The organism is Corynebacterium sp. KPL2850, assembly GCF_040225855.1.
GTDB lineage: Bacteria > Actinomycetota > Actinomycetes > Mycobacteriales > Mycobacteriaceae > Corynebacterium.
Genome location: NZ_JBEHFV010000001.1, coordinates 140,041 through 163,206 on the forward strand (window position 1 = coordinate 140,041; position 23,166 = coordinate 163,206).

General features: G+C 60.4%; 23 protein-coding genes and 1 pseudogene. 16 read left to right on the plus strand and 8 right to left on the minus strand.

Annotated features, from left to right (window positions below):
- Positions 1–14: 14 nt before the first annotated feature.
- Positions 15–3,257 carry an FtsK/SpoIIIE family DNA translocase gene (locus ABRP93_RS00665; RefSeq protein WP_502879640.1) on the plus strand — a complete coding sequence of 1,081 codons (3,243 nt, stop codon included), beginning with the start codon at positions 15–17 and terminating at the stop codon, positions 3,255–3,257.
- Between the two features lie 169 nt (positions 3,258–3,426).
- Positions 3,427–4,548, plus strand: a complete 1,122-nt coding sequence (locus ABRP93_RS00670) for a TerC/Alx family metal homeostasis membrane protein (RefSeq protein ID WP_349886482.1) — start codon at positions 3,427–3,429, stop codon at positions 4,546–4,548.
- 4 nt (positions 4,549–4,552) lie between these two features.
- Here the strand turns inward: ABRP93_RS00670 and ABRP93_RS00675 are convergent, their stop codons facing one another.
- The gene (locus ABRP93_RS00675; RefSeq protein WP_023022809.1) at positions 4,553–4,843 is read right to left on the minus strand and encodes a YciI family protein; all 291 of its coding nucleotides are present in this window, start codon (positions 4,841–4,843) and stop codon (positions 4,553–4,555) included.
- Between the two features lie 59 nt (positions 4,844–4,902).
- Between ABRP93_RS00675 and pgsA the strand changes: the two genes are divergently transcribed.
- From pgsA to ABRP93_RS00695, 4 genes are all read left to right on the plus strand, one after another.
- Positions 4,903–5,487, plus strand: a complete 585-nt coding sequence (gene pgsA, locus ABRP93_RS00680; protein ID WP_349886483.1) for a CDP-diacylglycerol--glycerol-3-phosphate 3-phosphatidyltransferase — start codon at positions 4,903–4,905, stop codon at positions 5,485–5,487.
- A gap of 5 nt (positions 5,488–5,492) precedes the next feature.
- Positions 5,493–6,008, plus strand: a complete 516-nt coding sequence (locus ABRP93_RS00685; RefSeq protein WP_349886485.1) for a CinA family protein — start codon at positions 5,493–5,495, stop codon at positions 6,006–6,008.
- A gap of 8 nt (positions 6,009–6,016) precedes the next feature.
- A complete protein-coding gene (locus ABRP93_RS00690; RefSeq protein WP_023022803.1) occupies positions 6,017–6,394 on the plus strand; it encodes a helix-turn-helix domain-containing protein in 378 nt (125 codons plus the stop codon).
- Between the two features lie 135 nt (positions 6,395–6,529).
- On the plus strand, positions 6,530–7,387 hold the full coding sequence (locus ABRP93_RS00695; RefSeq protein ID WP_023022801.1) for a PspA/IM30 family protein: 858 nt from the start codon (positions 6,530–6,532) through the stop codon (positions 7,385–7,387).
- 125 nt (positions 7,388–7,512) lie between these two features.
- Here the strand turns inward: ABRP93_RS00695 and ABRP93_RS00700 are convergent, their stop codons facing one another.
- The 3 genes from ABRP93_RS00700 to ABRP93_RS00710 are packed head-to-tail and all read right to left on the minus strand — an operon-like array spanning position 7,513 to position 9,404.
- On the minus strand, positions 7,513–8,136 hold the full coding sequence (locus ABRP93_RS00700) for an energy-coupling factor transporter transmembrane component T family protein (RefSeq protein ID WP_349886488.1): 624 nt from the start codon (positions 8,134–8,136) through the stop codon (positions 7,513–7,515).
- Between the two features lie 12 nt (positions 8,137–8,148).
- Positions 8,149–8,841, minus strand: coding sequence for an energy-coupling factor ABC transporter ATP-binding protein (locus ABRP93_RS00705; protein WP_349886490.1), 693 nt, complete (start codon positions 8,839–8,841; stop codon positions 8,149–8,151).
- On the minus strand, positions 8,841–9,404 hold the full coding sequence (locus tag ABRP93_RS00710) for a biotin transporter BioY (RefSeq protein WP_349886491.1): 564 nt from the start codon (positions 9,402–9,404) through the stop codon (positions 8,841–8,843). Before ABRP93_RS00710 ends, ABRP93_RS00705 begins: the two co-directional genes overlap by 1 nt.
- 130 nt (positions 9,405–9,534) lie before the next feature.
- On the opposite strand from ABRP93_RS00710, the gene ABRP93_RS00715 reads away from it, so the two are divergent.
- From ABRP93_RS00715 to ABRP93_RS00735, 5 genes are all read left to right on the plus strand, one after another.
- The gene (locus tag ABRP93_RS00715; protein ID WP_284769643.1) at positions 9,535–9,750 is read left to right on the plus strand and encodes a DUF3046 domain-containing protein; all 216 of its coding nucleotides are present in this window, start codon (positions 9,535–9,537) and stop codon (positions 9,748–9,750) included.
- 182 nt (positions 9,751–9,932) lie between these two features.
- Positions 9,933–11,069, plus strand: coding sequence for a recombinase RecA (gene recA / locus ABRP93_RS00720; RefSeq protein ID WP_349863889.1), 1,137 nt, complete (start codon positions 9,933–9,935; stop codon positions 11,067–11,069).
- A 39-nt stretch (positions 11,070–11,108) separates the two neighbouring features.
- A complete protein-coding gene (gene recX, locus ABRP93_RS00725) occupies positions 11,109–11,708 on the plus strand; it encodes a recombination regulator RecX (protein WP_349863891.1) in 600 nt (199 codons plus the stop codon).
- A gap of 163 nt (positions 11,709–11,871) precedes the next feature.
- Positions 11,872–13,398: a tRNA (N6-isopentenyl adenosine(37)-C2)-methylthiotransferase MiaB gene (gene miaB / locus ABRP93_RS00730; RefSeq protein ID WP_349863893.1), complete on the plus strand. Its 1,527-nt coding sequence runs from the start codon at positions 11,872–11,874 to the stop codon at positions 13,396–13,398.
- A gap of 23 nt (positions 13,399–13,421) precedes the next feature.
- Complete coding sequence (locus tag ABRP93_RS00735; protein ID WP_349863895.1) at positions 13,422–14,048, plus strand: Rv2732c family membrane protein; 627 nt, start codon at positions 13,422–13,424, stop codon at positions 14,046–14,048.
- On the opposite strand, the gene ABRP93_RS00740 is transcribed toward ABRP93_RS00735, so the two are convergent.
- Positions 14,045–15,145 (minus strand): GNAT family N-acetyltransferase, encoded by a 1,101-nt coding sequence (locus ABRP93_RS00740; protein WP_349886492.1) that lies wholly within the window; start codon positions 15,143–15,145, stop codon positions 14,045–14,047. The genes ABRP93_RS00735 and ABRP93_RS00740 overlap by 4 nt on opposite strands.
- Positions 15,145–16,449: a DUF349 domain-containing protein gene (locus ABRP93_RS00745; protein ID WP_005278868.1), complete on the minus strand. Its 1,305-nt coding sequence runs from the start codon at positions 16,447–16,449 to the stop codon at positions 15,145–15,147. The genes ABRP93_RS00740 and ABRP93_RS00745 overlap by 1 nt, the downstream gene beginning before the upstream one ends.
- Positions 16,450–16,585: 136 nt before the next feature.
- Between ABRP93_RS00745 and ABRP93_RS00750 the strand changes: the two genes are divergently transcribed.
- From ABRP93_RS00750 to dapF, 3 genes are read left to right on the plus strand one after another with little or no spacing between them, the layout of a single operon-like run.
- Entirely contained in the window at positions 16,586–17,206 is a 621-nt protein-coding gene (locus ABRP93_RS00750) for a hypothetical protein (protein WP_023022780.1), read from the plus strand.
- The gene (gene miaA / locus ABRP93_RS00755) at positions 17,188–18,087 is read left to right on the plus strand and encodes a tRNA (adenosine(37)-N6)-dimethylallyltransferase MiaA (RefSeq protein ID WP_349886494.1); all 900 of its coding nucleotides are present in this window, start codon (positions 17,188–17,190) and stop codon (positions 18,085–18,087) included. Before ABRP93_RS00750 ends, miaA begins: the two co-directional genes overlap by 19 nt.
- Positions 18,088–18,097: 10 nt before the next feature.
- On the plus strand, positions 18,098–18,943 hold the full coding sequence (gene dapF, locus ABRP93_RS00760) for a diaminopimelate epimerase (protein ID WP_349863900.1): 846 nt from the start codon (positions 18,098–18,100) through the stop codon (positions 18,941–18,943).
- 5 nt (positions 18,944–18,948) lie between these two features.
- Here the strand turns inward: dapF and ABRP93_RS00765 are convergent, their stop codons facing one another.
- Together ABRP93_RS00765 and ABRP93_RS00770 are read right to left on the minus strand one after the other, a co-directional pair.
- Positions 18,949–19,497: a hypothetical protein gene (locus ABRP93_RS00765; protein ID WP_023022775.1), complete on the minus strand. Its 549-nt coding sequence runs from the start codon at positions 19,495–19,497 to the stop codon at positions 18,949–18,951.
- An 11-nt stretch (positions 19,498–19,508) separates the two neighbouring features.
- Positions 19,509–20,312, minus strand: a complete 804-nt coding sequence (locus ABRP93_RS00770; protein WP_023022774.1) for a hypothetical protein — start codon at positions 20,310–20,312, stop codon at positions 19,509–19,511.
- Positions 20,313–20,387: 75 nt separating this feature from the next.
- On the opposite strand from ABRP93_RS00770, the gene hflX reads away from it, so the two are divergent.
- Entirely contained in the window at positions 20,388–21,896 is a 1,509-nt protein-coding gene (hflX, locus tag ABRP93_RS00775; protein ID WP_349863905.1) for a GTPase HflX, read from the plus strand.
- A 32-nt stretch (positions 21,897–21,928) separates the two neighbouring features.
- Positions 21,929–23,089: pseudogene (locus tag ABRP93_RS00780) on the plus strand (uracil-xanthine permease family protein); the annotation flags it as partial.
- Positions 23,090–23,166: the final 77 nt, after the last annotated feature.

Genomic DNA, 23,166 nt, shown 5'->3' on the forward strand with positions numbered 1-23,166 from the left:
CAGAGACCCTGGAGATGACCTCGTCTGGGAGGGCGGCAGGAACGACGCAGGAGCGTACGGGGAGCGCATTCCGGGCCGTCGGCAAGGGGCTTGGCTCCGCATTTGGTGCCACCGCGCGCGGGATGGGCAATGTTGCCCGCGGCCTAGGAAATGGCCTCGCGGGCTTAAAACCGAGCCAGGATGCACCTGCAGACGGCACGGAGGATTTCGAGAGAACAAGGGAGCCACAGGAAATTTCTGACAGCGCCGGGAAAAAGAAGAAAAGCAAGGTAACTCGCGCGCGCGATATCGCGGCCGAGGAGGAAGCCCAGGCTGCCGAGGAGGCCGCGCCTTCTTCGCAAGGCGGGTTGCGCGTCAACAATCCGGATGCGGTTGCCTTAGTGCTCATTGGCGTAGCCATCGTCCTCGCCGCCACCGTGTGGTTTGGCGTCGCCGGCCAGGTGGGTGCCTGGGTGGGCAACCTAGTGCGCTACGTTATCGGCGCCGGCGCGTGGGTGCTTCCCATTGCGCTCGTCGCGCTGGCCATCTCGCTCATGATGGAAATGGACGGTCCATCCGGACGCATTAATCCGCGCATTGCCGGTGGCACGACGATCATCGTGCTGGCGATGCTGAGCCTCATCCACATCTTTGCCGGTAATCCGCCGCTCGGGTTCACCACCGATACAGCGGGCGGGGCCGGTGGAGTTGTGGGCTTTGCCATTGGCGGGATCCTCGATGCCGCATTCACCTCTTATGTTGCGGTGCCGCTGCTCTTCCTCGTCATCATTTACGGCGCGCTCCTGGTTACGGGTATCACCATCCGCGAGGCCTATGAGCTCGTTGCGGATTCGCTGCGCTCGGCCTTTTCCCGCTTTGGCGGCAGCGATGAGGACTACGACGATGCCGACGAAGACGATCTCTACGGCCACGTGTCTGGCGATATAGACGATATCGCGCACGGCCGCGAGCGCTCCGAGCGTCCTGCGCCGAAGCGTCGCAGCACGTCCACTCCGCGCAAGACCGGCAGCTCCTATCCGGTGCAGCCGCTTGACGATGCCCCCTCAGAAGACCACACCGTCGCCTTCAATACCCCAGTCCGCGCGGGTTATGAGCCGGTGGACCGCAGTGACGAAGAACTGGGCTACGGCACGGACTCCCGCATGGGGGATACCGATGCCTTCCCAGCAGTAGACGATGCTGATTACGCAGACGACGGGGAATCCACCCAATCGGCGCTGCCAGAAAGCGAGCCCACCCGCGTCTTGGGTTCTGCCACTGGCGGGGCTTCTGCCGGTCGCAACGCGGGTAATGTAGCTTCGCGTGCTGGTCGCGCCGCGGGTGCCGCTGGTGCTGCTGCATCCGGGGCGGCCGGCGCTGTTGGTGCTGCTGGTGCCGCTGGCAAGGCCAAGGGCGCTGCAGCCGGTGCCGCTGCCGCAGGTGCTGCTGGAGCCGCCGCGGGCGCGGCAGCCGCAGGTGCTGCCAAGGCCGGATCCGATGCCGTGTCTTCGGCGCACGAGGAGGCTCGGCGCCTGTTCCGTGAGCGCTCTGGTCGCGATGCCGCCACCGGCGCACAGGTAGAATCCGCCGCGGCGGAGCAGCCTGCCGCGCAACCCCAAGCGCCCGCCCCAGCGCAGTTTGGCAACGACAACTATGCGGTGCCCTCTACCGATCTCCTAACCCCTGGCACGCCTGCGAAGGAACGCACCGAGATCAATGACCGCATCATTGAGGCCATTACTGATGTCTTCGAAGAGTTCAACGTCAATGCTCAGGTAACGGGCTTTAGCCGTGGCCCCACGGTAACCCGCTATGAGATTGAACTTGGACCAGGCGTGAAGGTCTCAAAGATTACGAACCTGCAGTCCAACCTGGCCTATGCCGTAGCGACCGATAACCTGCGTTTGCTTACGCCGATTCCAGGCAAGTCCGCGGTGGGCATTGAGGTGCCTAACCCGGACCGCGAAATGGTTCACCTGCGTGAGGTCTTGGATGCGCCTAGCATGACTTCGTCCCCGGATCCAATGTTGATTGGCCTGGGCAAGGACATCGAGGGTGAATACACGTCCTTTTCCGTGCAGAAGATGCCGCACTTGCTGGTTGCCGGTGCCACCGGTTCCGGTAAGTCTGCATTCGTGAACTCCATGCTGGTTTCGCTGCTGACCCGCGCCACCCCGGAGCAGGTGCGCCTGATCCTCGTCGATCCAAAGATGGTCGAGCTCACGCCGTATGAAGGCATCCCGCACCTGATTACGCCCATCATTACTCAGCCGAAAAAGGCCGCTGCGGCCCTCCAGTGGCTAGTGGAAGAGATGGAGCAGCGCTACATGGATATGAAGGCCGCGCGCGTGCGCAAGATCGAGGACTATAACCGCAAGGTAGTCTCCGGCGAGTACCAGGCACCGGCCGGTTCCGAGCGCGAGGTTCGTCCTTATCCTTATATCGTCTGCGTCGTAGACGAGCTGGCGGATTTGATGATGACCGCCCCGAAGGAAATCGAGGACTCCATCGTCCGCATCACCCAGAAGGCCCGCGCTGCCGGCATCCACTTGGTGCTTGCCACCCAGCGCCCGTCCGTCGATGTGGTCACCGGTCTGATCAAAACCAACGTGCCTTCCCGCTTGGCGTTTGCCACCTCGTCCTTGACCGACTCCCGCGTCATCTTGGACCAAGGCGGTGCGGAAAAGCTCATCGGCATGGGCGATGGCCTATTCATTCCGCAGGGCAAGCGCCCAGTGCGCATGCAGGGTGCATTCGTTTCCGATGATGAGGTCATGGATGTCGTCGAGGCCGCCAAATCCCAGGCCGCCCCGAACTACACCGAGGGCGTGACCGAGGAAAAGCAGTCCGAGGCTCAGAAGGAAATCGACGATGACATCGGCAAGGACATGGATGACCTCCTCGAGGCCGTCGAGCTTGTGGTAACCGCCCAGCTGGGTTCCACCTCAATGCTGCAGCGCAAGCTGCGTATTGGCTTTGCTAAAGCGGGCCGCCTGATGGACCTTATGGAATCGCGCGGCGTCGTCGGGCCATCGGAAGGCTCCAAGGCCCGCGAGGTGCTGGTCAAACCGGAAGAGCTCGACACCATCCTGTGGATGATTAAAGGCGCCGATCCTGCCGATGCCCCCAAAGAAATCCAGGACGAGATGAACCAAGAAGAAGCAGACGGTGATGCGGGCGATTCCGCAGAGTCTGCTACTTCCGATGCCCCCGATGCGCCCAATTCCGATACGCGGACGGTGCAAGCAACCTATAACCTATCGTCTGGAGCATTCTAAGTAGTGTAAGATAGTTACGGTCTTGGAGGGGAGTACCCCACATTCGGCATAGATCGTCAACACGGTAGCCTGGCGCTCCCGGTCGTGTCGGCCTAGCGAGGGATAGTCGCTGGGCGGGGGAGACCTCCGGTCACTTTCTTAAAGTAAATTCGACCGGAGGGATCTCGCGATGAATATTCCATTGTGGGTGTGGCTGGTCACCGGTGCGGTGATTCTAGCCTTTTTTATATTCGACTTTTATTCTCACGTGCGCAGTCCACATGAGCCCACCTTGAAAGAGTCGGGCCTGTGGACCCTTTTCTATATTGCCGTCGCCGTAGTTTTTGGCGGCGTCGTCTGGGCCGTTTGGGGCCATGAGCACGGCATCCAGTTCTTTACCGGTTATGTCACCGAGCAAGCGCTCTCTGTGGATAACCTCTTCGTATTTGCGCTTATCATGGGGTCCTTTAAAATCCCGCGCAAATATCAACAAAAGGTGCTGCTCATCGGCATCATCATCGCCCTTTTCTTTCGCTTGGTATTCATCCTGCTGGGTGCGGCGGTTATCGCGGCGTGGTCCGATATCTTCTACCTCTTCGCCATCTTCTTGCTCTATACTGCCATCAAGTTGGTCATCGATGAGATTCGGGACGCGCCGGAGACCAACCCGAACGATATGGCCATCATCAAGCTCGTACGCAAGGCCGTAGACGTTACCCCGCAGTACCACGGGGATAAGCTCACCCATCGCATGGATGATGGCTCAAAGAAGGGCAAGTTTGCCTTTACGCCGCTATTTGTGGCGCTGGTGTCCATTGGGCTTATCGATGTCATGTTTGCCTTCGATTCCATTCCAGCAATCTACGGCATTACCTCAGAGGCGTTTTTGGTCTTTACCACCAACGCATTCGCACTGATGGGCCTGCGCCAAATGTACTTTCTTATCGATGGCCTCTTGGACCGCCTCGTCTACCTGCCCTACGGCCTGGGCATCATCCTGGGCTTCATCGGTGTCAAGCTGCTTTTCCACGCATTGCACGAGAATAACCTGCCGTTTATCAATGGCGGCGACAATATCGAATCCGTGCCGGAAATCTCCACCATCGGCTCGCTGGTGGTCATCGTTGGAGTCCTGGTCATCACGGTTCTTGCATCGGTTATTAAGAACATGCGCGATAAGACCCAAGGCGTAGTGGCCGTATCCCACAATCACTACGACTGGGATGAGGAAGGAAATAAAATCGTGCGCAATACCCGCGGCGATTACTTGGGCAGGGCCGAGGATCTGTCCAAGGAAGACCTACCCAACTAGGGACCTAAAAGCGGGCCTTGACCGGATTCCACTCGCGGAAGCTTCGGCCCCGGAGGCAGCCTTGTTGATAGAAGGGGTCGTCGTTCATTAGCTGGATGACATCGGCAACCTGGGTGTCATCACCGTCAAAGCGCACAACGATGAGCGCGCCTCCCTGGGAATCCGTTAACGGTCCGGAGGCCACGATGGTGCCCTCATCAAATAGCTTCCCGGTGAACTCGCGGTGGGCGGGGCGCACTTTCGCTATCTCGGGGTTGGCCGGGTTGTAGTCATAACTCACTGCAAAATACTTCATACCGGCCAGTATAAAATCTTGGGGGCGTGTGCCGCGAGACCAGAACCCAAGCAGGTAGTATGTATAGGGTGAATCAACCCGGAGCACAGTCAGCGCAGTCCTCGGATGTGAATCCGCAGGTCTCTAATTGGAATCTGCCAAATATCCTTACCTGCCTGCGTATCGTTTTCATTCCGGTCTTTGCATGGCTGGTCATCGGCGGCCACCAGTGGTGGTCTTTCGGCGTCTTCGCCGCATTAATGCTCACGGATAAGCTCGATGGCGATATTGCCCGCGCTCGCGGATTGATTACTGATTTTGGCAAGATCGCCGACCCCATTGCTGATAAAGCGCTCATGACCACAGCGCTTGTCTGCCTCAATATCGTCGATGAGCTTTCGGTCTGGATCACCGTCATTATTCTGATCCGCGAATTCGGCATCACCATCTGGCGTATGGCCCTGCTGCGTCGCGGAAAGGTCGTCCCGGCCTCTAAAGGCGGCAAGCTAAAGACCGTCCTGCAGTCCTTCGCCGTGGGCCTATACTTGTGGCCGCTTCCTTCGTGGATGGATATTCCTACCGACTTCATCATGTGGATGGCCGTCGTGGTTACGGTCGTTACCGGCGTGCAGTATCTCATCGATGGACAAAAGCAAAATAGCTAAACGCGATGACCTTCACAGAATCTGACCTCGTTGCCTTATTGACAGAGCGCCACGAGACCGTGGCTTTGTGTGAATCGCTGACTGCCGGCTTAGCCAGCGCGACCATCGCTTCGGTACCAGGAGCATCTGCCGTATTGCGCGGCGGCCTTATCACCTATGCCACCGAGGTAAAATCCTACTTTCTAGACAAACCAGTCGCAGAGATCGAGCGCGTAGGCGTCGTATCTGGCGAAACCGCAGTCGATATGGCCCGCGCCGCTGCTGTGAAAACTGGGGCCGATTGGGGGATAGGGCTTACAGGTGTTGCAGGACCGGATAAACAAGAAGGAAAAGAACCCGGGACGGTATTTTTAGGAATCTATTCCGCTGACCGCGTAGCGCAGTCTTATTGCTTGCACGACTTGGGCACGGAACGCAATGAAATTAGAAGGGCCACGGTAGGAGCTGCGATCGACCAACTTGGTGCGATCATCAAAAATTTTCCTACCAGTGGGGAACAAATTTCATCGAAGGAGCGTTAAAACTTACGATGAACATTTCTACAGCAGTCCTTGAACACTCGGCGCAGACTGCCGCGGAACCTGCGGCAGCGGCACCATCGGCGCCACAACCTGCCCGCACCCCAGAGCCACTTCTGCGTGAAGCATTGGGTTTGACCCTGCGCGCATTCCGCGCGGATAAGTCAGTTACCCTGCGCGAATTGGCTAGCGTTGCCCGCGTGTCACCGGGCTACTTGTCGGAGCTCGAGCGGGGCCGCAAGGAAGTTTCTTCTGAGCTATTGGCCTCCGTGTGCCATGCGCTCGACGCGTCTGTATCGGACGTGCTGATCGAGGCTGCCGGCTATATGGCGCTGCCCTCGATGGATGAAGAGCTCGCGCATACCGCGCCGGCTGCTTCTGAGCTTTAACGCGTGCGCGACTCTTAAGAGAGAGTAGACGCGGTGGATACCTGCGATTAGTGGCGGCAGAGCCCTAGGCGTTGGGTTACTATGAACACGACAACGCGACGCATTCCCACATTCCTTAGAAAGGTCTAGAGCATAATGGCGAATCCATTTGTTAAGGGTTGGAAGTACCTCATGGCACTGTTCGATAATAAAATCGAAGAGAATGCCGATCCGAAAGTGCAGATTGAGCAGGCCATCGAAGATGCCCAACGTCAGCATCAAGAGCTTTCGCAGCAAGCCGCGGCGGTCATTGGCAATCAACGCCAGCTGGAGATGCAACTTAACCGACGCCTAGCCGAGGTCGAAAAGCTGCAGGGCAATACCCGCCAGGCGCTGGAGCTTGCCGATAAGGCACGCGCCAATGGTGATGAGAGCAAGGCCGTGGAGTATGAGAACGCCGCCGAGGCCTTTGCCGCTCAGTTGGTGACTGCAGAAGAGTCTGTAGAGGACACGAAGAAGCTCCATGACCAGGCATTGCAACAGGCTGAGCAGGCAAAGCGCGCTGTAGAACGTAATAATGCTGCCCTGCGCCAAAAGGTTGACGAGCGTTCGAAGCTGCTATCGCAGCTGGAGCAGGCAAAGATGCAGGAAAAGGTTTCCGAGTCTTTGAACTCCATGAACGAGCTATCGGCCGGCGGAAACACGCCTTCGCTTGATTCCGTGCGCGATAAAATCGAGCGCCGTTACTCCAAGGCTCTGGGGCAGGCGGAATTGGCGGAAAACTCCGTCGAAAACCGGATGGCTGAGGTGCAGCAGGCAGGCGTTCAGATGGCCGGCCATTCTCGCTTGGAGCAAATCCGTAGTGAGATGAACTCGACGAAGTCGGTGGAAGGAAACCGAACTGAGGCCATCGAGGGAAATAAGGGCTCTGGCTCCGCTGCGGATCAGGCCGCACAGCCGACGTCGAATGACGATGCAGTCCAGGCCCGTCTGCGCGAGCTGCGCGGAGAGTAACACCCTGATTCCGCGTTCGTCGTCATAGCACTAACCGCACAATAGCCTTCGATCCTTCCTTATCCGCTCTGAACGGTGGGGAAGGCGGAGGCTTTTGTGCTAGTCGGACAATTGGCTAAGTTGCCTTAGTCGCCGACGCCGCGGGCCTGGAGAGCTTCGCCAATAGCCTGAGCGCGCCGAATCGAGCGGATGATGACGGGTGTGACAAACGCCGAGGGGGAGAACCCAGCCCCGCGCGCCTTCCGGGCATCGAGAACCTCATAGACCGTTTCGAACATGAGGGGGATGAGGCGGATTGTCAGGGACATCGCCAAGCTGATGTTTTCTACTGGGACGCCGAAACGATTTAGCGGCTGGAGGGATTCTTCCAGGGACTCCATGATCGCATCGACCGTCGAGGTGAGCGTTAATAAGAAGGCCAGGATCATGGCGGCCAAGATGTTGAGGAACATCACCGCGGCGTAGTCAAAGTCCTTCGCCCACCACTGGAACCCGGCAAGGGGAATGAGGATTATTAGGGGCGGCCAGAGTTGGCTCCAGGCAATCCGTGGGGGAATGCGGGCGATGATGTACGTCAATGCCGCAGCGATCACCGCACCGCCAGCCCACGGCAAAGAGTTGAAAAAGATGCTGGTAACCAGGATGAATACCAGCAGTATGAGTATCTTCCAGCTCGGTTTCATCCGGTGGATTACCGTCGTGCCCGGAACGTACACGGAAAGCGGAATATTGGTTCTGCGTCGAGTCATTGGTTGGGCTTTCTAGAGCGGACGCTGTGCCATGAGGTCTCGGTAAAAATTGATGACCTCCTGGGGAGCGCCATCGGCGGCAACCTCGTGGTCATCGATGCAAATGACGCGATCGAAGTCCAAAAGAAATTCCAGATCGTGAGTAACCACGATGAGCTGCTGGTCGAGCTGTGCGAACTCGCGCTTTATGCGGTCACGATTGCGGAGGTCAAGCAGCGTCGTTGGCTCATCTGCGATGATGAGCACTGGGTCGATGACCAGCACGGCGGCCAGGGCGAGCAATTGTTTCTGTCCACCAGATAGGGTGTGAGGGGAGCGCTCGGCAAAGTCTAGAAGCCCGAACCGCTCTAGGGCGGCGTCGACTCGCGCAGTGCGCTCGGCCTTAGGCAGCTTGAAACGGCGCAGGGAAAAAGCGATGTCATCGCGCACGTTGGGCATGACGATCTGATTTTCGGCATCAGAAAATACGAACCCCACCTTTTCGCGCACCTTTTTGCCCTGTTCGCTGGGATTTATGCCGTCGACGGTTACGGTGCCCGCAGTGGGCTCACCCAGGCCATTGATAAGCCGGGTCAGCGTGGACTTTCCGCCGCCATTTTGACCGATGACGCCGATCCGCTGCTCGCTTAAAGTCAGGTTGATGTCATCAAGGACCACCGTCTCATCGAAAGCTACCGTTACCGAGGAAAAGTCGATGGTGGGCACTAGGAGGCCTTCTTACCCATCAGGTCGGGGAATGCGGAGTGAACACCAACGGCGATGATGACGGCCACGATGAGCTTTGCGGTGTCAACGAGGACGAACGGGCCTTGCGCCGCGATGGCCGGGCCTACATCCAGCCCGGAGCGAAGCATCAGGCCGATGGCGCCACAGGTGTACTGCACCAAGAGGCCAACGATGGCTGCGATAGCGAGAACCACGGTCATGCCGCCCTTTCCGCGTGGAGCGCGGTAAGCAATGGCGCCGGCGGCGATAGGGGAGAGCACGTATCCGATGATGTATCCCACGGTAGGGCCGGAAAGCGCCCGGAGCGTGGTGCCACCGCCTGCCAAAATGGGCAATGCTAAACCAATAAAGAGGAATAGCAGCCCAACGTAGCCGCCGCGTTTTCCGCCCAAGATGAGGCCGGCCAAAATGAGTGCGGCGTTCTGCAAGACGATGGGGACGCCGACGGTGCCTACGGGGATAGAAACGAAGGCTAAAACGATAACGAGGGCGGTAAATACCGCAACATAAGCAATGGTGGTTGCCACGGAGTTCTTCTGCATGGAAAAAGATTAGCATCTTGGATAAAGACGCTGTAGACATGCGTATTTGAACGTTGTTCAAGGAGGGCATTTTTGGAGTTCTGGTAAAGGTTTTGGAATAATTTCCGTGGTGGTGGGTAGGATTGCGCGCATGCGATTGACGGAGTACCACCAATTGGTTGTGGATGAATTTGGCGAATCAAAAGGGGCGTGGATTAGCCATTCGCATGTTTTATCTGCGCTCAATGGAACGCCGGATGAGCTTATCGAACGCGGCGTCGATCCTCGCCGTGTATGGATAGGGCTGTGCGATGACTTCGATGTCCCCCAAGAGCGCCGTCTCGGCGTAGATTACCCAACGTTATAGGGTCTGAGAGAAGCCGAAAAGGCGTGTCCATTTTCGATATTCGAACAGATGTATGTACTCTTGTTGGGGTGTCGGTGTGGGCGACTACAGTGGGATTGCATTGAGGTCGGAACCATTTCGGGTTCTGCAGCAGTCTAATTTAAGTGTTCACGCAGCGTCGTACGAGATAAGGATTTATAACAATGGCAGCGAAAAAGAAATCATCCTCAGCCGCAACCAAGGGAGATGACCGCCAGAAGGCGCTCGATGCCGCTATGGCCATGATCGAAAAGGATTATGGCAAAGGCGCCGTTATGCGCTTGGGCGATGATAACCGGCCGCCCATCAAGGCCATTTCCTCCGGCAACACGGCAATCGACGTGGCGCTGGGTATCGGCGGCTTTCCGCGCGGTCGAATTGTAGAAATCTATGGTCCAGAGTCCTCCGGTAAGACGACGGTGGCATTGCACGCAATTGCCTCGGCGCAAAAAGACGGCGGCATTGCAGCGTTTATCGATGCCGAGCACGCCCTCGACCCCCAATATGCACGCCTGCTAGGCGTCGATACCGATAACCTCCTCGTATCCCAGCCGGATACCGGTGAACAGGCCCTGGAAATCGCGGATATGCTGGTGCGCTCCGGCGCCATCGACATCATCGTGGTGGACTCCGTGGCGGCGCTGACCCCGAAGGCGGAAATCGAAGGCGAGATGGGCGATAGCCACGTGGGCCTGCAAGCCCGCCTTATGTCCCAGGCCTTGCGCAAGATGACGGGTGCGCTATACAACTCCGGTACCACCGCAATCTTCATCAACCAGCTGCGCGAAAAGATTGGTGTGATGTTCGGTTCCCCAGAGACCACGACCGGTGGTAAGGCGTTGAAGTTCTACTCCTCCGTGCGCTGCGATATCCGCCGTATCCAGACCCTGAAGGATGGTCAAGACGCCATTGGTAACCGCACCAAACTCAAGGTGGTAAAGAATAAGGTGTCCCCACCGTTCAAGATCGCCGAGTTCGACATCATGTATGGCGAGGGTATTTCTCGGGAGTCCTCCATCATTGATCTCGGTGTAGAAAACGGCTTTATCCGCAAGTCCGGCTCCTGGTTTACCTATGAAGGCGATCAACTGGGACAAGGCAAGGAGAAGGCCCGTTCCTTCTTGAAGGACAACCCTGACCTTGCCAACGAGATCGAAAAGAAGATCTTCCAGAAGCTCGGCATCGGGGAAGAGGCGGCGAATGGTGAAGAAGCTACCGCCATGGATGTCCCCGGCTCCGATGACCCATTGACGGACGAATCCGTAGATTTGGTCCCAAACGTCGACTTCGATGACGACTAACCCTGTCCACCTGCAATCCCACCGCTTATAACCCGCACTATGAATAAACCCGCCCCTGAAAAACTAGAGCAACTCCGCCAAGCGCTTGCCGCCTATGAAAAAGGAGAAGCCGGGGGCGGGCTTTTTGATCGGGAGGCCGAAGAGGCAAAGTCCAAGGTTCGCTTCCGCGCCTTGGGCTTGCTCGACCAGCGTTCGCGGTCCCGCCAGGAATTGTATGACCGCTTAGTGCAGGCCGAATTCGACGCTGAAGTGGTGGAAGATGTCCTCGATGACTTAGCCCATGCGGGACTTATCAATGATGCTGCCTTTGCCGCCGAATGGGTGCGGCAGCGGCATAAGCGGCGAGGAAAATCGCGCAGCGTCCTCGACCGCGAGCTCCGAGACAAAGGCGTCAGCCAACCAGATAGAGATGAAGCCCTCGAGCAAATAGATGCCGCTGATGAAGAAGCTATGGCCCGAGCTTTGGCGGAAAAGAAGGCGCGCAGCCTAAAAGCCGTTCCTGCGGACAGGAAGGAAAGAGATAAGGCGCTGCGCAGGATCGTAGGTGTATTGGCACGCCGTGGGTTCAACGAGGGGATGTCTTTGCGCATTGCCATTAGCGCCCTCGAGGAGCGTTGCGAGGAGCTGGCTTCTCCTTAAAACCCGCGATGGGGGTTGAGCGCCGTGTGGACTCCAACCTAGGTACTCGCGCACGTGCCCCCAAGCGCCGCACCACGCGCACTCGAACCCACCTGGCTGCCTTCACGGGCGCCTAGCAGCGACGGTTATGAGTTGTTCTGGGTGATGGCTAAACTATGCCGACGTGGAGCAGACAATTCCTGAAACCCGTACCTATGAAGTCCGAACCTTCGGCTGCCAGATGAATGTGCACGATTCTGAGCGCATCTCTGGTCTGCTGGAGGAAGCTGGCTACGCGGCCGCAGACGAGGCCACGGAGCCGGATCTCGTCGTCTTTAACACGTGCGCAGTCCGCGAAAACGCCGACAAGCGCCTTTACGGCACGCTGGGCGCATTGAAAAAGACGAAGGAGAACCACCCAGGCATGCAAATTGCCGTGGGCGGGTGCCTTGCGCAAAAGGATAAGGACACCGTTCTTGATAATGCACCGTGGGTGGATGCCGTCTTCGGCACCCACAATATGGCCGCATTGCCAACCCTCCTCGAGCGCGCCCGCCACAATGAGGAAGCCCAAGTAGAGATCGTCGATTCGCTAGAGGCGTTTCCCTCGGTATTGCCCGCTAAGCGCGAATCCGCCTACGCGGGTTGGGTATCGGTGTCCGTGGGCTGCAATAACACTTGCACGTTCTGCATCGTTCCCTCCCTGCGCGGCAAGGAAGAGGACCGCCGGCCGGGCGATATCCTGGCCGAGGTACAAGCGCTGGTAGATCAGGGCGTCTCTGAGGTCACCTTGCTGGGCCAAAACGTCAACGCCTACGGCGTGAATTTCGCCGATCCAGAAATGCCGCGCGATCGTTTCGCTTTCTCAAAGCTGCTGCGCGAGGTGGGAAAGATTGAAGGTCTCGAACGCTTGCGGTTTACCTCCCCGCACCCGGCCGAGTTTACCTCGGATGTCATCGACGCCATGGCGGAAACCCCTGCCGTGTGCCCGCAGCTGCACATGCCGCTGCAATCCGGCTCGGATAAGGTCTTAAAGGACATGCGCCGCTCCTATCGCACGAAGAAGTTCTTGCGCATCCTTGATGAGGTCCGCGAGAAGATTCCGAACGCTGCGATTACCACCGATATCATCGTCGGCTTCCCAGGCGAGACCGAAGAGGATTTCCAGGACACCATGGACTTGGTCCGCCGCGCCCGCTTCGCTTCGGCGTTTACCTTCCAGTATTCCCCGCGCCCTGGCACCCCTGCGGCGGAGATGGAAAACCAGGTTCCCAAGGAAGTCGTTCAGGACCGCTTCGAGCGGCTCGTTGCGCTGCAGGATAGCATCCAGGCAGAAGACAACCAGAAGCTCGTGGGCACGGAGGTAGAGCTTTTGGTCCAGGCAGAAGGCGGGCGCAAGAACGACGAGACCCACCGCATGTCGGGTCGCGCTCGCGATGGGCGCCTCGTGCACTTTAGCCCTATCGACGACAACGGCGCGGATATCTCCGCTGAGATTCGCCCCGGCGACGTCGTGCGCACCAAGGTCACCGGTGCCGGTTCGTTCTTCTTGCTTGCCGATGCCGCAGTAGCCACCCACACCCGCACCAAGGCCGGCGACATGTCGGCGGCGGGTCAAACCCCCACTACCGCTCCCATCGGGGTGGGCTTGGGGCTGCCGGGCATCGGCAAGCCTGCAAGCGCTGCCGCAGCGGATTCCTGCGGCTGCTAACCGGGGGAGTAGGCTAGGGTGCCATGAGAGAGCGAAATACCACCACCGCCGCCCAGGAGGCGGCACAGGCGGAGCGCCGAGCAGCACAAACCATGGATTTGCGTGGGCAGAAGCTGACGCTGTGGATCGCTGTGGCGGCCTATATTGTCTACCTCATCGTTCCTTATGCCGGCTCTGCCCACGGGTGGCAGGCTCTCAGTTTCGGCACCACCGACGGCGGGGTAAAGATCTCGCTGATGGAAACCGTCTCTGCGTGGCTCGCGCTACTCGGCGTGGGCGTGCTGACGACTGCAACCCTGCTCACCCGCCGCGCCACCCTCGGGCTGATTGCGTGGATGATGGTGACGGTTTCATTCTTCGTTAACCTGTGGGGCTTTTGGTACCGTGGCTCCACCGCGGATGCCCCGGCCATCGGCATGTGGGTGGGCATGCTCGCCACTTTTTTGGCCTTCTTGGGCTTTAGCCTCGTCGCCCTGCGCCGCAGCCCAGAGCAACGCGCGGCCGAGGAAAAGGTCCGCGCTTCGGCGGGCCAGCTGGATGAGGTAGGAAAAATCCAGTCCGATATTGCGTCCCCGCAGCCGCAGGAGATGCTTGTCGATGACCGCCGGAAAAAGGCCGCCGAGCGTCACCGCCACCAGCACGAAGGCTAAAGGTGCAGCTCCCAGGCAGAGGATTGGGAGATTTCCCGCGCTCCGAGCCGCGCGTATAGCGCGTTCATAGCACCATCGCCGGCGGCGACGGAACAGTAGCAGCGGCGCACCTGTGGCCACGCTCCGTTGACCTCGTGCAGGGCAGTGAGCTTAGCTAATTGCGCCAAGCCTTGCCGGCGGTGGTCACGGTCGGTGACGGTAAGAGTCCATTCGCACACCTCCGGATCCGCCGCCTCGTGCCGCGCCAGTTCCGTGAGCGCCACGATGTCGCCGGCGTCATCAATGAGCGCAACGAGCAGCGTATGCCCGCGCCGCGAACGCAGGCGTTGGTGCGCCTCTTCCAACCGCTGCCTGGACCACACGATGGGCTCGGTGGACAGGGTGCCGGTATCGGCATCCGCGGACGCGACCGTTAAAAGGCGCATGACATCGTCGATATGCTCTTCCGGTATGGCATAGTCCTGCCATACCGCGGCCGAAAGCCCGGGCGGAAAGAGGGCAGCAGCCGGCTGTTCTGGAATATCGATGGCTAGTTGTCGCTCGCTATGGCGCTGCGTAAAGCCTAAGGATTGATAGACCTCCGCCATCGCGTCGTACTCCGGCGAAGTCTCCGGCGGGTGCAGCAGGCCCACGTGCGCCACGCTACGGCCGAGCTGCTGGGTGATTTTTAAGGCTGTATCTCCCATCCAGGTAGCCACCTTCTGCCCCTTGGCATCAAGGGGTTCTCCGGGCAGTGGCAGATCGCAGAGGACGCACTCGATTTCCGCGGCATTGCGTTCTTCTAAAAGCGGCAGGCTGATATGGATAAAACCCACATAGTCCAGCTCGGGACTCGGTGCGGTGGCGGGAATCTGCGGCAGACCAAGCTCGGAGACGGGCCCAAGCGTCGCCGGTCCATCGACCACTGCGAAAAGGTAGGTCTGCGATTCGCCCGAACCCTGCAGGCGGTGCACCACGCGGCTAGGCGAGGTCGAGGCCGCCGCATCCCCGCTGGCTTCCTGCGCCGCAAGGTTTGCCCAGAAAACAAACGATCGGATGCAATCCGCCGGTTCATCCTCGGCTATCTGGGTTGGGCGCGCAATCTGAACGAGGTGCACTATTTATCGTTGACGGCATTGGCAGCGGCATCGGCGAATTCCTGCCATTGCTCCGCCTGCGCGCGCAGCTCCGCGGCCTTCTTCTCCTTGCCCTTAGCTTCCGCGGCCGCGGACTGGGCCTTGAAGTCTTCCACCTTGGCCTGGAACTGGGCCACGCGAGCCTGCGCTTCAGGGTCGGTGCGCCGCCATTCGGATTCTTCCGCCTGGGTGACGCGCTTTTCTAGCTGCTCGATCTTGGATTCGTACTCGCGCACCTGATTGCGGGGCACAAAGCCGATTTCCTCCCACTTTTCCTGCAGCTCGCGCAGCTTAGCCTTGGCCTTGTCCATGCTTTGCGATGGGTCAATCAGGCTATCGTATTCCGCAAGCAGCGCGTCCTTTGCCTTGGCGTTTTCGGCGAACTCGCGGTCCCGCTCGTCGTTGACGGCATTGCGGGCATCGAAGAAGCGGTCCTGTGCCGCGCGGAACTTTGCCCACAGCTGGTCATCGACCTCGCGTGGGGCGCGGCCAGCCGCCTTCCACTCCGCCATGAGATCGCGGTAGGCGCGGGCGGTGGGACCCCAATCGGTGGAGTCCTGGATGGCTTCAGCGCGCTCGACCAGCTCTTCCTTCTTCTTCCGCGCCGCAGCACGGGCGCGATCGAGATCCGCAAAGTGCGAACCGCGGCGCCGATTAAAGGAATCGCGGGCGCGCGAATAGCGCTTCCACAGGCCGTCATCGGTCTTCTTATCGATGCCCTTAATCTGCTTCCACTCTTCCAAAATGGCGCGGATGCGGTCGCCGGCGGCCTTCCACTCGGTGGAATTCTCGGCAATCTCTTCAGCCTCGGCGGCGAGCTTTTCCTTCGCCGCAATCGCATCCTGCCGGCGCTTTTCCCGCTCCGCCTGCGCCTGTTCACCGGCCACAACGGAGTGATCAATAACCGCCGCGAGGCGGCGATCCAGCGCCGCGATATCGCCAATGACCGCAGCGGTAGGCAGGGTCTCGCGGAGTTCGGCGGCGGTTTGCTTGATTCCTGCGGCCTCGCTGGGGTTGGCGCGCAGGCGAGCCTCTAGGAGCTCGATCTCGGTGGCTAGGTCGTCATAGCGGGCGCCGAAGTGCTCGAGGCCTTCCTGCGCAGAACCTGCCTGCCATTCCCCAATCTTGCGCTCGCCCTCGGGGGCGGAAACGAAGACGGACCCATCGGCATCGACGCGCCCCCACTTGGCCGGATCGTTCTTGCTCGGAGATTGCACGGGCACGGGCTTGGCTGTGGGGCGGGGGCCCTTCTTGGGCATGGAACCTGGGGTTGGGGTGGGAGACATGGAAAGCCCTCCTAGACATATATCGCCGCGCGTCACGGCTGCCGGATGAAATCACTGGTTACATTACCGCGAAAAATCGATGTGTGCCTAGAATCTATTTAATTACCTCCACTTGGGTAGATAGTATAGAGGAATAATGTTCAATCTCATGGTTATGCCCGCCTCGCCGGCGCTGGCAGTCGAGCTAGCCCCCAACGACGCCGCCTCGCGGGCACTGCTCGCGGCGGCGCGCACGCTCGCGGTCGAAGCCGCTGCCGCCGGCATTAGCGAGGCAGAAATTATTGGATCCCGCTCCCCACGGTGGCATACCCGCCATACCGGAAGCCTGCGCGCCTGGGGAGCCGACCAAGTGCACGTGGGCGCCGGAAACTACCTGCCAGAGATCATGGCCCACTACGTCTTATCCACGGTCCCACAGATAACGGTTCGCGATAGCCGCGATTACCTGGGTACACCAGCCCCAAAGGTCCTTACCATCGTGGTCGCAGACGGCAGCGCGGGCCTTACCGAGAGGGCACCGCTGGCCCTTATCCCCGGCGCGCAGGAGGCGCACCGGTGGTGCGAGGAGGTGTTGATGGGGGCATCGGCAAGCAGCGATGCCGAGTGGCTTAAGCAACGCGGCGTGGAAGAGCCGGAGCTCTGGTTGGAGCTTTCCGGTTGCGCACCTAAGCGCGCGCAGGTGCGGGCGACAGATGCCACCCTCGGGGTCGGACGCTACGTAGCTGGCTGGGAGGTAACATGCGCCCCATCGCAGTAGTTGGCCCCACCGCCTCAGGCAAATCCGTCCTCGGGCTGGCCCTAGCCCATGAACTGGATGGGGAAGTGGTCAATGTCGATTCCATGCAGCTATACCGCGGCATGGATATCGGCACCGCGAAGCTTTCCCCCGCAGAGCGCGAAGGAATTCCGCACCACCAGCTCGATGTCTGGGACGTGACGGAGACCGCTTCCGTGGCGCGCTATCAGCAGGCGGCCTTGCGCGATATCGAGGACATCATGTCCCGCGGCAAGACGCCCATCCTCGTCGGTGGATCCATGCTCTATGCCCAGGCATTGGTGGATGATTGGCAATTCCCGCCCACCGATCCGCAGGTGCGGGCCAAATACGAGGCCCGCCGCGCCGATATCGGAACCGACGCCCTCCACGCCGAGTTGGCGCGCGTCGACCCAGCCGCAGCCGCAATCATTGAGGACAAAGACCCCCGCCGCACCGTCAGAGCACTCGAGGTCATCGAGCTGACCGGCAAGCCCTTCAAGGCCAGCCAGCCGCCGAAAAATGGCCCGCCCCGGTGGGGAACCAAGCTGCTGGGGCTGCGCACCGATAGCGAGTGGTTAAACCCGCGCATCGAAAAGCGCACGCGCCTCATGTTTGAGCAAGGCCTCGTCGAGGAAGTCGAGCGCCTGCAGGACAAGGGGCTTGTGGCCGATTCCACCGCCGGCCGCGCGATTGGTTATGCGCAGGTGCTACAGGCCCAGCGCGGCGAGCTGACGTGGGAGGATGCGGTAGAGCGCACTATTACTGGCACCCGCCGGTACGTGCGCCGCCAGCGTTCCTGGTTCAACCGCGATAAGCGCATTACCTGGCTCGATGCCGCGGGCGATACTACCGCCGAGGCTTTGTATGTGCTGCGGCGCTAGGGTAGAGGGTATGAAATTTGCCAAAGGCCATGGAACTGAAAATGACTTCGTCATCGTAGAAGACTTCGACGCCAAAACGCCGCTCTCACCGGATCGCGTGGCGGCGCTGTGTGACCGCCGGGCAGGAATCGGCGGCGATGGCCTGCTGCGGGTGGTTCGCGCCGGCGCCCTCGTGGACGCGGGCGAGCTGGCGGCCTTGCCGGACGGGGTGGATGCTGCCGATTGGTTCATGGATTACCGCAACGCCGATGGCTCCGTGGCGGAAATGTGCGGCAACGGCACCCGCGTCTTTGCCCATTGGTTGCGCTCGCACGACTTGGTTGGCGAGGACGCATTCACCATCGGCACCCGGGCGGGCGCCAAGCAGGTAACGGTGCATTCCTGCGATGCCACTGCCGCTAGCGTCACTGTGGAGATGGGGCCCGCGCGCGTGACCGGGGTGTCCACGGCCTCCGTAGGCGGTGAGTCCTACGCCGGCCTCGGGGTGGATATGGGCAACCCGCACCTTGCGGCCGTCATTCCAGGCCTGGAACCGGAAGCTTTGGCTACCAAGGAACTCACGGCGCCGGTCTACGATGAGTCCTTCTTCCCGGGTGGCGTGAACTTTGAGCTGGTTACCCCGCTGCGGGAGGGACACGTGCATATGCGCGTCTTCGAGCGCGGGGTTGGGGAGACGCAGTCTTGTGGCACGGGCACGGTTGCGGCAGCTACCGCCGCGCTTGCCGATGCCGCCCAAGCCCTCGGCACCGTCCATGTCCACGTTCCTGGCGGCGAGGTCACCGTCGAGGTTTATGACAACGGCACGCGGTTGACGGGCCCGTCCGCCATCGTGGCTACGGGCGAAACGAGCTTGTAGAGGCGTTAGTTTCCGTCGTCGATCTGTCGCGTGCGGTAATCCGGGCCGAGCTGGAAGGCCGCGCGGCGGGCCGCCAGCCAGGATTCTTTCAGCTCGCGGGCACGTTCATCGGTGACGCGGAGGAGGGATTCTAAGTCCTGCGTGCGCATGCCGTGGGCGTGGATTCTGACATTGAGGCGGCGGAGGAAGCGGCGCGCCCCGGCTAATTCGTAGTGGAACGCATCGATGGCGGGGTGGGAGCAGTCGAGGTCGAGCAGTGCCGGCCGATACAGCGTGCGATCCGCCAGTGGCTCCGCCTCTGTGGAGGTTTCGAATTCCTCGAATTCGGCGATGACGTCCTGGATATCGTCCGCCGAGAGGGAAATAGAACTGCGCAAGGCCCTTCGTTCCGCGGTATCGGGGCGCGTGCGCAGCATAAACCACCCCGCGCCCACCAGCATGGCGGCGATGATGAGGCCGGGCAGTTTTAACGTGGCAACAATCGCGATCGCGCAAAGGACCAAGAGGATAAAGACAAGTGTCCTCCGGTTTTGCGGATCGTTATGGAATGCCATGGCCTAAAAATTTAGTGCCCACCGCAGCCGCAACCGCCGGATCCGCATCCGCCATCACCGCAGCCGCCGGACGGCATGTCAATAGCGGCGGTGAGCAGGGCCGTACCGGAAATCACGGTATCCTTGGCCGGCAATTCGCCACGGTCCGCTGGCAGGCAGAGATCGAAGGGGAATAGCCCGTCCATGACGAGGTGCGCGAACTTTTCGCCGGTGAGTTCATTGGTGCGCCATTCGGCTTCCATCACCCGGGCGGCAAAGGTGGCCGCAGGAGTGGGGGCCTGTGCGCCCGAGCCCGAAGCGATGACGCGGGCGCCTTCGGATTCAAAAAGGGCGGGGTACTCGCCGGTTTCGGCTTCGAATGCGGCCGGGGACTCGTAGGTGGTGATATCAAGACCCATGGCGGTCAGCGATACCTGCTGCCATTCCTGCCGCGGTTCTTCTGCCAACAACGGTCCCTGCGCGAGGTTCGCCGTGACCTGCGCCAGCGGCGTGCCGAACGGATCGATGATATCCATGATCGCCAGCACGTCATTAAACATCTCCACGTGGGCAAAACCCTGCGTAACCGCATCGAAACCGATAAAGGTGGCGTAGGGCTCAACCGCCAAGATATTAAGTTGGGCACCCGAAGGATCGCCGTATTGGATGAGCTGGCCGCCGCGCACCTCACCGGTTACGGCAAGGCGGTCCGTGGCGATGGCTGCCTCGACCGCGTCCTGCCAGCGTTCGAAATCCAGGCCGATCGCCTGCATCTCGGTATTCTTCTTCTGGGTAGTAGTCGTTGGCCTAGGCTGCGTCGTTTCCATAGGCACCATTGTATCGCTTTGTCCAGTAAGCCCGGAAACCGCAATTCCCGTTTTGCGGCCTAACGTGCCAAAATAGATAGCAATATGAACAAATTTTCCCCGCAGAATTCTGATAGCTCGGCGAGCAAGGACGAACTTCTCGCCCAGGCCTTCCGCGACCACGCGGACACCCCGCAGGAAACCACGCCCACCAGCGGCGATCTAGATTTGGCCGAGCGCAATGCCTTCCGCCGCGTTACCCGCGAGACCTCCATCCGCGCCGAGGACACCACCGATGGCTACGAGGTGGAATACCGAAAACTGCGCCTCGAGCGCGTCATCCTCGTGGGCGTGTGGACCGAAGGCACCGTAGCGGAGGTCGAGGCCACGATGGATGAGCTGGCCGCCCTGACCGAAACCGCCGGCGCGGACGTGGTCGAAATGATCTACCAAAAGCGCGATAAACCGGATCCTGGTACTTTCATCGGCTCGGGCAAGGTCAAAGAGCTCCACGATATCGTCGAGGCCACCGGCGCCGATACCGTCGTGTGCGATGGTGAGCTGAACCCCGGCCAGCTCACGGCATTAGAGCGCGCGCTCAATACCAAGGTCATCGACCGCACCATGCTCATCTTGGACATCTTTGCCCAACACGCAAAGTCCAAGGAGGGCAAGGCGCAGGTCTCGCTGGCGCAGCTGGAATACCTCTATACCCACACCCGCGGTTGGGGCGGCAATCTCTCGCGCCAGGCCGGCGGCCGCGCCGGTTCCAATGGCGGCGTCGGCCTGCGCGGGCCCGGTGAAACCAAGATCGAGACCGACCGCCGGCGCATCCGCACCGAAATGGCGCGCCTGCGCAAGGAACTGCGCGGGATGAAGACCGCTCGCGAGGTAAAGCGTTCCCGGCGCCAGTCCTCCACGATCGCCCAGATCGCCATCGCCGGCTACACCAACGCCGGCAAATCCTCGCTCATTAATGCCATGACGAACGCGGGCGTGCTTGTGGAAGACGCCCTATTTGCCACCTTGGATCCCACGACGCGGCGCGCCTCGCTTGCCGATGGCCGCCAGGTCGTCTTCACCGATACCGTCGGCTTCGTCCGCCACCTGCCCACCCAGCTCGTGGAGGCCTTCAAATCCACCCTGGAAGAAGTGCTCGCCGCCGATATCATGCTGCACGTCGTGGACGGATCGGACCCGTTCCCGCTCAAGCAAATCGAGGCGGTCAATAAGGTCATCTACGATATCGTCAGCGAGACTGGTGAGCAGGCCCCGCCGGAAATCATCGTGATCAACAAGATTGACCAGGCCGACCCGCTCGTGCTCGCGGAGCTGCGCCACGTCCTGGATCATGAGGACGTCGTCTATGTTTCGGCGCGCACGGGGGAGGGCATCGACGAGCTGAGCGCGCGCGTGGAGCTCTTCCTCAACTCCCGCGATAGCCACGTTAAGCTGCAGGTTCCCTTCACCCGCGGCGATGTCGTCTCGCGCGTGCACGCCGAGGGCACCGTGCGCAGCGAGGAATACACCGAGGACGGCACGCTTGTCGATGTCCGCCTGCCCGCCACCACCGCCCGCGAGCTCGCCGAATTCATCGTGGACGAAGATTCCTAAAATTCGTGCCCCATGGCCCATAATGGTGGTTCGTGAGCATACTAGGTTGGACCGTCCACGGCGACGGTAAGAAAATTGCACCAGGCGCCGTGGTCGCGCCCGAGGAACGACTAAGTTGGGGCCGAACCATTGGCATCGGCATGCAGCACGTGGTGGCGATGTTTGGTGCCACGCTGCTGGTGCCCACCCTGACCGGATTTCCGGTCAATACCACGCTGCTATTTTCCGGCATCGGCACCATCCTATTCCTGCTGACTACGCGCAATCGCCTGCCGTCCTACCTGGGTTCGTCGTTTGCCTTCATCGCCCCGCTGACCGCCTCGCAGCAATACGGGATTGCGGCGCAGGCCGGATCCATTCTGGTGACCGGTTTGGTGCTGGTGGCGGTCGGAATCGTGGTCAAGGCTGCCGGCAAGCGGGTACTCGATGCGGTGATGCCGCCGGCGGTTACCGGCGCCATCGTCGCGCTCATCGGGCTCAACTTGGCGCCGAATGCGGCCGAAAACTTCGCCAGCCAGCCCTTGGTAGCAGGCATTACGCTGCTGGTTATCCTCCTGGCCACCGTGGCCGGGCGCGGCATGGTCTCGCGCCTGTCCATCCTTATCGGCGTGGTCGTCGGTTGGGTTTTCGCCGCCCTGACCGGCAACTTGGGCGAGGGAGCCAAGGACGCCATCGACGCCGCCCCGTGGGTAGGCCTGCCCGAATTCCACGCCCCAGAGTTCCATCTTTCGGCCATCGCCGTGGCCCTGCCGGTGCTCGTGGTGTTGATTGCGGAAAACGTCGGGCACGTCAAGGCCGTCTCCGAGATGACCAATCGCGACTTAGACGATCTTGCCGGCGATGCGCTGATTGCCGATGGCCTCGCCTCCTCCCTCGCCGGCGGCTTCGGCGGCTCCGGTACTACCACCTATGCCGAAAATATCGGCGTTATGGCCGCCACGCGCGTCTATTCCACCGCCGCGTATTGGGTTGCCGCCCTGACCGCTATTTTGCTGGCGTTCGTCCCGAAGTTCGGTGCGCTGATTTTCTCCATTCCCACCGGCGTGCTTGGCGGGGCCACCCTCGTGCTCTATGGGCTTATCGGCATGCTGGGCGTGCGGATCTGGATGGATAATGAGGTCAACTTCAATAACCCGGTGAACCTGACGGCGGCCGCGGTGGCCTTGATCGCGGGCATCGGCAACCTGACCCTGGGGCCCGAACCCCGGAAAGTGGACACGGGGATTTAATCAAGATGCGATAGTAAGTGTAGCTGATCCGGCGGCTTCGA